Here is a 7295-nt window from a genome sequence, read left to right as displayed (position 1 = left end):
TATGCTTTAACATAGCCTTCAGGTTAAGTTCTAGTCATTACTTCGTACGTCTCCAAGCACCCCCATCTCTATTTGTCGACGTAATTCCCCCTATTTTTCTACTAATCTTCAAACCAAAATATATCTTTTCCTACAAAAAAGCAATCTTTTCCACTTTCATTATTGTCTAAATAGTACCTTTTTACAACATTCTTCTGAATTATGTAAAATTATTGGACTATTTGACGATTTTCGTAGGTATTAAGTAGCTTTTGGCCCGAACAGAATAAAAAAGAGACAAAGAGCAAACGCCCCTCGTCTCACTTCACCACTATGCATTAACAAAACAAGGGTCTGCCCCTTGTTTTTGATGTAAAATTAACTGCTCACATTCCTCGACAGACAATGGACGGCTAAATAGGTAGCCTTGGAATTCATCACATCTAATGTCATCCAGAAATGCCTTTTGAGATTCTTCTTCTACCCCTTCAGCTAAAACCTGGAAGTTCAGGCCTTTCGCCATCATAACAATCAACCTTACAATTGCCGCATCCTTCTCGCTCTTCTCTAATGAAGAAATAAACGAACGGTCGATCTTTAGGCGGTCGATTGGAAATTGGCTTAAGTAATGGAGTGAGGAATATCCTGTTCCAAAATCATCCATCGCAATTTGAAAACCCATTTGTTTTAAGAAAGATAATTTCGCGAGTGTTTTCTCAATCGAGCCCATCGCAATACTTTCTGTGATTTCTAATTCGATATCATTTGGGTTAGCCCTTGTTTCTTTAATAATTTTTGCAACCGACTCAATAAAATCATTATCTTGAAATTGCAAGGAAGAGATATTAACGGCAATTCTTAAATCAGAAATCCCCTTTTCCCTCCATGCAACAGATTGCTTACAAGCTTCTAATAAAACTTTTTCTCCAAGCGGCACGATTAAACCCGTGTCCTCGCACAAAGGAATAAATTTCGCTGGCGGCACCATTCCATAGCTGGGTTTGTCCCAACGAAGCAATGCTTCTACCCCTACAATTTCATTCGTATTAAGGGAGATTTGCGGCTGGTAATAAAGTAAGAATTCATTCCGTTCAATACCCTTCCTGATCGAGCTTTCTAACTCCATCATCGGTTCCATACTCATAGAACCACTATAAATCATATAATGATTCTTGCCTTTTTCCTTTACCTTATACATAGCTGTATCGGCTTTCATCAATAACGCCTCAAAATCATGTCCATGGTCAGGAAAAAGGGAGATCCCAATGCTCGGAGTAATATGGAGCTCAAAGCCCTCGATTGTAAACGTTTCTCGCAAAGCAGTTAAAATTCGTAAGGCCTTTCTTTCGATGGCTTGAATGGACGTATTTTCAATTAATAATGCATACTCGTCTCCGCCAAATCGGCACACCACTTCGTTTGGTTTGAGACATTCTACCAGTCTTTTCCCCACTTCTTTTAGCAAAAGATCCCCATAAGAATGTCCCAGACTATCATTAATATGTTTGAAACGATCCAAATCAAGCAGCATAAAGGCAATTTTTCGTTTTCCTGTTTTATTGTCAATCGCAAGGGAGACTCTTTTTTCCATAAATCGGCGATTAGGCAACCCTGTTACAACATCATGGTAGGCAAGATGTTCCATTGAATTGACCGTTTCTACTAACTTATCTGTTCGCTCTTTTACCTTTAATTCCAAATCTTCATTTAGTTGATTTAAATCATATACTAATTTATCATTCTCTAATAATGTGAATAATTGCCTTAAGATTACTAATAAAATACAAAAGAACAGGCCCACAACAATGGGATGAGTTTTATAAAGAGAGGAGATAACGTAAATAGAAAGAAACAGAACACTTAAATAGGGAATACTGTGCCGAATAAGCATCCCTTTTTTGGGCTTTATGACGTGCGTATCTTTAGCAACAGTGGGTACATGATAAATTCCTGACAAGCCAATTAATAAAATGGACAGGATCCATAATGGTTCATTTACACTACCAACTGAGTATATTTTCATTACTTTTAAATAGGAAAAGATGGAATCGGCAATAATCTGAATGAGAAATCCAGAAATCAACAGAAAAGAAGTCGGTTTGTTAAACATCCTATTTTGTGCCGCATAAAAGCATAATACACCTACAAGGACACCCAGGTCTAGGATTGGATACATGATTTCTGTGAGATTAAATTCAAGCATCGATTTATGATTAATCAATGGATTCATAATGAATATCCAATTAAAGGTCGTCGCTACAGACATAACGATTAACATATCTAAGAAAAACCGTATCGTTAACAAATGACTTCTGATTTCATTCATAAGGACGAGCAGGGCAATAAAGTAGAAGCCATTTTGACAGATCCAAAAGATCCCCGGCAGGGTATGCGCTTCGCCTTTGGCCTTCAGTATAAATTCATAAAAGGTCCAAATTAACGTTCCGATTAGATAACTAAGAATCCCCAAGCCAAGCATTAACCAAAAACTTTTAGCTCTTCCCTTATGTTTGAAAAAGGTATTCATAAGCCAGGCAACAGAGGTAAGGCAAGCAATCATTTGAAAACTGATACCGCCCCAATCTAAAAAAGCTTGTTTATGCTGGAAAATCATATTCCAAAGGACGTTCGTAACGATAAAAACAAAGATAAAAGAATAGGCAAACTTTTTTGTTTTAAGACTAAACATGTGGTTCTCCAATCGTGTTTTTACGTAAGGCTCTTTTCGTAAACNNCAATTTTCGCAAATGTTCTTACGAAAAGATGCCACGAAGCATCTAGTTATACGGGGTTGATGAACTTATACGAAAAACAAAAATCTATGCGAAAATAGCCTTACGTAAAGATAAGTTTTCTCTTTTGTGTTTGTGTGTCATTCAAAATCCATCTATAATTTTTCTTATTTTGATAGATTTTTTGCGGATAAATAATCGCAGGGATGACATAATCTCCTTTATAATAAATTTTTTCCCCCACCGCCTGCAATGGTATTTTGTATACATTTCTCAGTGCTTTGTAGAACATTCTTTCGAGCAGAACCACACAATGAGAAATCTGATGTTTCTCTGAATAATGAACAAACAACGATAATAATCGATCTAAATTTTTCCCACGATATTGTTTTAAGATGGCTACCTTATCGATTTCAATAACTGAATGAGGAGTGACCGCAATTTCTTCTATTTCTTGAAACGGGAATACGGTATTAATATTATTTTGCAAATCGAGAGAATAAGGCTTAAATTCAATTGTTCCTACTCTTTGATCTTTCTCATCCGTGATGATGTAACGATTGGATACACCACTTTCATTTTCCAAAACATATCCTTTCTCCAGCCAACATTCCATCCATATTTGATTAAAACTATTAAGCAATGCTAAAGAATCTACTTTTAGATACATGGTTCCTCCTGAGTTCAGACAAATTTCGACACTCTTAATTTGTCTATTATACCTGTATATGGAATAGAACGGCTAGATGGTTCAAGAAATTATCATCCATTTCCTATCAAAATTTGTCTATTAATTTACAGAAATAAGAGCTGGGAGGTTTTCATGTTTTTATGAAGGCTCTTTGTATCAAAAAATTTTGATTTGTGCATTTTTGGGAGGGTTTTTGTGCCATTTCCCTTGGGTTTTATGCGATTTTAACATGCTTTTGTGCAATTTTAAGTAGGTTTTGTGCCAAAATCCAGAGGTTTTGTGCTTTAGACAATATTTGTAAAAAATATGATGATATTGACAATTTAAATATGTAAAAAGCGAAAAGCCTCTAGTCCACACTAGAAGCTTTTTTGATATCGCCCATTCTCCCAACTTACGAATTCCACATTTCTAATCGATTTATAAATATTTTGTAATCAAGTGGGGGTCAGAGCCCAAAATCCTAACTAACCTGATCTTCTTCCAAGATACGCTTCTACAATTCTCGGATCTACTAAAAGGTCTTCTGCCTTTCCCTTGATAATTACTTTTCCAGTTTCCATAACATAACCATAGTCGGCGATTTTCAGAGCTTGTTTTGCATTTTGCTCGACTAGAAGTACCGTCGTTCCTGCATCTTTTATCTCTCTGATTATCTTAAAAATATCCGCTACGATTAAAGGGGCTAGTCCCATTGAAGGCTCATCCAGCAACAATAGTTTGGGCCGTGAAAGTATGGCCCTTGCAATGGCGAGCATTTGCTGCTGTCCTCCGGAAAGGGTTCCACCAAGCTGATCCTTTCTTTCTTTTAAAATTGGAAAGTGCTTCATAACCTCTTCAATATCTTTTTCAACTTCTTTATCGTTTCGCTGGTATGCTCCCATTTCAAGGTTTTCTATAACTGTCATACTAGATAATATAGCTCTTCCTTCTGGTACAAGAGATATCCCTTTTGCTACAAGCTGGTCTGGTCTTAGCCCTGTAACGTCCTCTCCTAAGAATTCAACGGTCCCCTTCTTTGGCTTGATTAAACCGGCGATTGTCTTCATTGTAGTCGTTTTTCCGGCTCCGTTTGCTCCCAGTATGGTTACAATTTTACCCTGTTCCACGTCAAGACTAATTCCTTTTAGTGCCTGTATTTTTCCGTAATACGTCTCGATTCCAGTTACTTTAAGCAATATAATCCTCCTCCTCTCGGCCGAGGTAAGCTTCAATAACAGCTGGATTATTTTGAATTTCCTCAGGTGTGCCTTCTGCAAGTTTTTTTCCGAAGTTTAAAACTGTCATTCTGTCACACAGCTTCATGACAAGCGGCATGTCATGTTCAATTAAAAGTACTGTTATGCCTCTTTCTTGTACTTTTTTAATTAAATAGAACAAGTCGTCCGTTTCGGTTTCATTCATCCCTGCCGCAGGCTCATCTAACAATAAAAGCTTAGGATCACTGGCTAAAGCTCTTGCAATTTCAAGTCTTCTTTGCTGGCCATAGGCTAAATTTTCTGCGATAGCATCTTCGTAGATTGATAAACCTACCAGTTCTAGGAGCTCTTTTGCCGTTACACGTAACCTTTCTTCTTCATCGCGCTGCGACTTTGTTCGAAAAACACCACTAAAAACGCCTGATTTACTTTGGGAATGTCCCCCAACTAAAACATTTTCCAGAGCCGTCATTTGGGAGAAGAGACGGATATTTTGAAACGTTCGACAAATACCCTTATCAGTAATTTTATGGGGCTTAATCCCAGTAATTTTATCTTCAAAAAAGCTAATCTCCCCAGACGTCGGAGGAAACATGTTTGTAATGACATTAAACATCGTCGTCTTCCCTGCTCCATTAGGACCAATTAAACCGAAGATCTCACCTTCATTAACAGAAAACGATACATCGGTTAAAGCAGAAATGCCGCCAAAGTTTTTACTGATGTTTTTTATATTTAGAACCATGACTGCTCCCCCTTTTTGGCACCTTAAGCTTTAACCACTGCAAGATCGAAACATCAATAAGTCCTTGAGGACGGAATGCCATCATTAAAATTAAAATGAGACCATAAATGACATAGCGATATTCACTGATAAACCTTAAAACCTCAGGCATCATCGTCATAAATGTTGCTCCAAAAATAGCACCCCAGATTACTTCACTACCGCCGAATACAGCAAAGATAAGGATCTCAACAGCGCGGTGATAAGAGAAATCAGCTGGGCTAATATAGGCCATAACATGAGCAAATAAAGCTCCCGCAAAACCGGATAGAACAGCGCCCTGAGTAAAGGACAAAACTTTATAGTATGTAATATTAATTCCCATTGCCTCTGCGGCTTTCTCATCCATTTTAATCGATGCAAAAGCTCGTCCAACACGGGAATTTTTTTGTCTAATCAAAAACCATACTAATAGAATGTCAATGACCACTAAGAGGATGAGTACCAATAAATAAACAAATTGATTATTCTTTAAACCAATCATGTCTGGATCAAAACCAGCTTCTTTAAAAAACCTAAATAGCTCTCTTCCTATATGAGGTATACCAGAAATACCTACTGCACCATTAGTTAGTGATTCCCAGTTAACAAAGAATACACGGATTACTTCACCAAAACCCAATGTGGCAATTGCCAGATAAACACCTGTTAATCTAAGAGAAGGAATTCCAATAAGAATACCGCATATCCCTGCAACTAATGCACCCGCAATGATTCCAATGATAATCGGAACATCATAGTTGATGGTGAGCAATGCAGATGTATATGCTCCAATCCCCATAAACCCGGCATTTCCTAATGAGAGTTGTCCAGAAGAAAGAGTAATGTATATGCTTAAGCCGAGAATAATATTGATCATGATAAATGAAGCGACTTGTAAGTAGTATGGATTGATTAATTCTCCGAGCATAACATCACCGCCCCGCCTCAGATGTCTTTTGGCCAAATAACCCTTGTGGCCTTAATAAAAGGATAAAAATGATTGTTATAAATGCAATGGCGTCACGATATCCTGAATCTCCGTAAGCAACAATAAACGTTTCAGCCAATCCAAGAATCAATCCTCCAGCCATTGCACCTTTCACATTACCCATTCCACCTAAAATAATAATGGCTAGACCTTTAAGCCCCATCGATAATCCCATCTGCGGATTAACAGAATTAAACGCCATACCAACTAGAATTCCAGCGATTCCTCCCATTGCAGATGCAATAATGACCGTTAAAGTAATGATGCGTTTGGTATTTACTCCAAGGATACTGGCCGTTTCTAAATTTTCTGCTGTAGCACGGAGAGCTTTCCCTGCTTTTGTTTTTGAAAGCCAATACGAAAGCGACATCATTAAGATAACGGAAATGGCAAAAATTAAAATTTGAACAAGATAAACAGTTATGGAACCAATTTTAAAATGGATCTCAGAAAATGCATTACTGAAAGGATGATTCCCTGCTCCGAATAGATGATGCGAAAGATTTTCAAGTAAAATAGATACGCCAATGGTACTTATTAATGGAGCAAGGTGTGAGACGCCTTGCTTCCCCCGAAGTGGGCGTAAAGCAAAGCGCTCAAGCATATATCCTAAAATAATCGTTACAATGATTGCGGCAACAAATGCCACCCAAAGTGGCAGCCCCAACGTACTTGTTACAATTACTCCAATAAAAGCACCGAACATAAAGATTTCACCATGGGCCATATTAATGATCCCTAGAACCCCGAAAACAAGCGTGAATCCAAGGGCAACGATTGCATAGATGCTTCCCAGTGTAATACCATTAATTAGCTGCTCTAATAGCAAGACATCTCACCCTTTAACTGCGAATTTTATTTTATTCAAAGGCTATTTCCGCATAAATTGTTGTTTTTCGTATACGTTCATCAACCCGTATTACTTGATGCTTCGTGGCAT

Annotated in this window: 6 protein-coding genes; all 6 read right to left on the bottom strand. The window is 37.7% G+C overall.

The genetic code is table 11. The annotated features are described in order from the left end of the window. Nucleotides 1-310: 310 nt before the first annotated feature. The 6 genes from V7137_RS26480 to V7137_RS26455 all read right to left on the bottom strand — a co-directional run bounded on the left by V7137_RS26480 (nucleotide 311) and on the right by V7137_RS26455 (nucleotide 7184). Nucleotides 311-2668 (bottom strand): putative bifunctional diguanylate cyclase/phosphodiesterase, encoded by a 2358-nt coding sequence (locus V7137_RS26480; RefSeq protein WP_335700834.1) that lies wholly within the window; start codon nucleotides 2666-2668, stop codon nucleotides 311-313. Between the two features lie 146 nt (nucleotides 2669-2814). Next, complete coding sequence (locus V7137_RS26475) at nucleotides 2815-3381, bottom strand: hypothetical protein (RefSeq protein WP_335700833.1); 567 nt, start codon at nucleotides 3379-3381, stop codon at nucleotides 2815-2817. Between the two features lie 488 nt (nucleotides 3382-3869). Then, entirely contained in the window at nucleotides 3870-4580 is a 711-nt protein-coding gene (locus tag V7137_RS26470) for an ABC transporter ATP-binding protein (protein ID WP_218346162.1), read from the bottom strand. Further along, nucleotides 4573-5346, bottom strand: a complete 774-nt coding sequence (locus V7137_RS26465) for an ABC transporter ATP-binding protein (RefSeq protein WP_335700832.1) — start codon at nucleotides 5344-5346, stop codon at nucleotides 4573-4575. The genes V7137_RS26470 and V7137_RS26465 overlap by 8 nt, the downstream gene beginning before the upstream one ends. After that, nucleotides 5318-6295: a branched-chain amino acid ABC transporter permease gene (locus tag V7137_RS26460; RefSeq protein ID WP_335700831.1), complete on the bottom strand. Its 978-nt coding sequence runs from the start codon at nucleotides 6293-6295 to the stop codon at nucleotides 5318-5320. The genes V7137_RS26465 and V7137_RS26460 overlap by 29 nt, the downstream gene beginning before the upstream one ends. 4 nt (nucleotides 6296-6299) lie before the next feature. Beyond that, nucleotides 6300-7184 carry a branched-chain amino acid ABC transporter permease gene (locus V7137_RS26455; RefSeq protein WP_218346165.1) on the bottom strand — a complete coding sequence of 295 codons (885 nt, stop codon included), beginning with the start codon at nucleotides 7182-7184 and terminating at the stop codon, nucleotides 6300-6302. Between the last annotated feature and the right edge of the window lie 111 nt (nucleotides 7185-7295).

Source organism: Neobacillus drentensis (assembly GCF_036962765.1).
GTDB classification, from domain to species: domain Bacteria; phylum Bacillota; class Bacilli; order Bacillales; family Cytobacillaceae; genus Neobacillus; species Neobacillus drentensis_C.
The sequence above is the reverse complement of the archived record's forward strand: the minus strand, read 5'-3'. Positions and strand labels throughout refer to the sequence as shown.

What these genes read in the sequence shown, in the direction of transcription:
- V7137_RS26480 (WP_335700834.1), bottom strand. Translation starts at nt 2,668, where the DNA reads ATGTTTAGTCTTAAAACAAAAAAGTTTGCCTATTCTTTTATCTTTGTT.
- V7137_RS26460 (WP_335700831.1), bottom strand. Translation starts at nt 6,295, where the DNA reads ATGCTCGGAGAATTAATCAATCCATACTACTTACAAGTCGCTTCATTT.
- V7137_RS26475 (WP_335700833.1), bottom strand. Translation starts at nt 3,381, where the DNA reads ATGTATCTAAAAGTAGATTCTTTAGCATTGCTTAATAGTTTTAATCAA.
- V7137_RS26465 (WP_335700832.1), bottom strand. Translation starts at nt 5,346, where the DNA reads ATGGTTCTAAATATAAAAAACATCAGTAAAAACTTTGGCGGCATTTCT.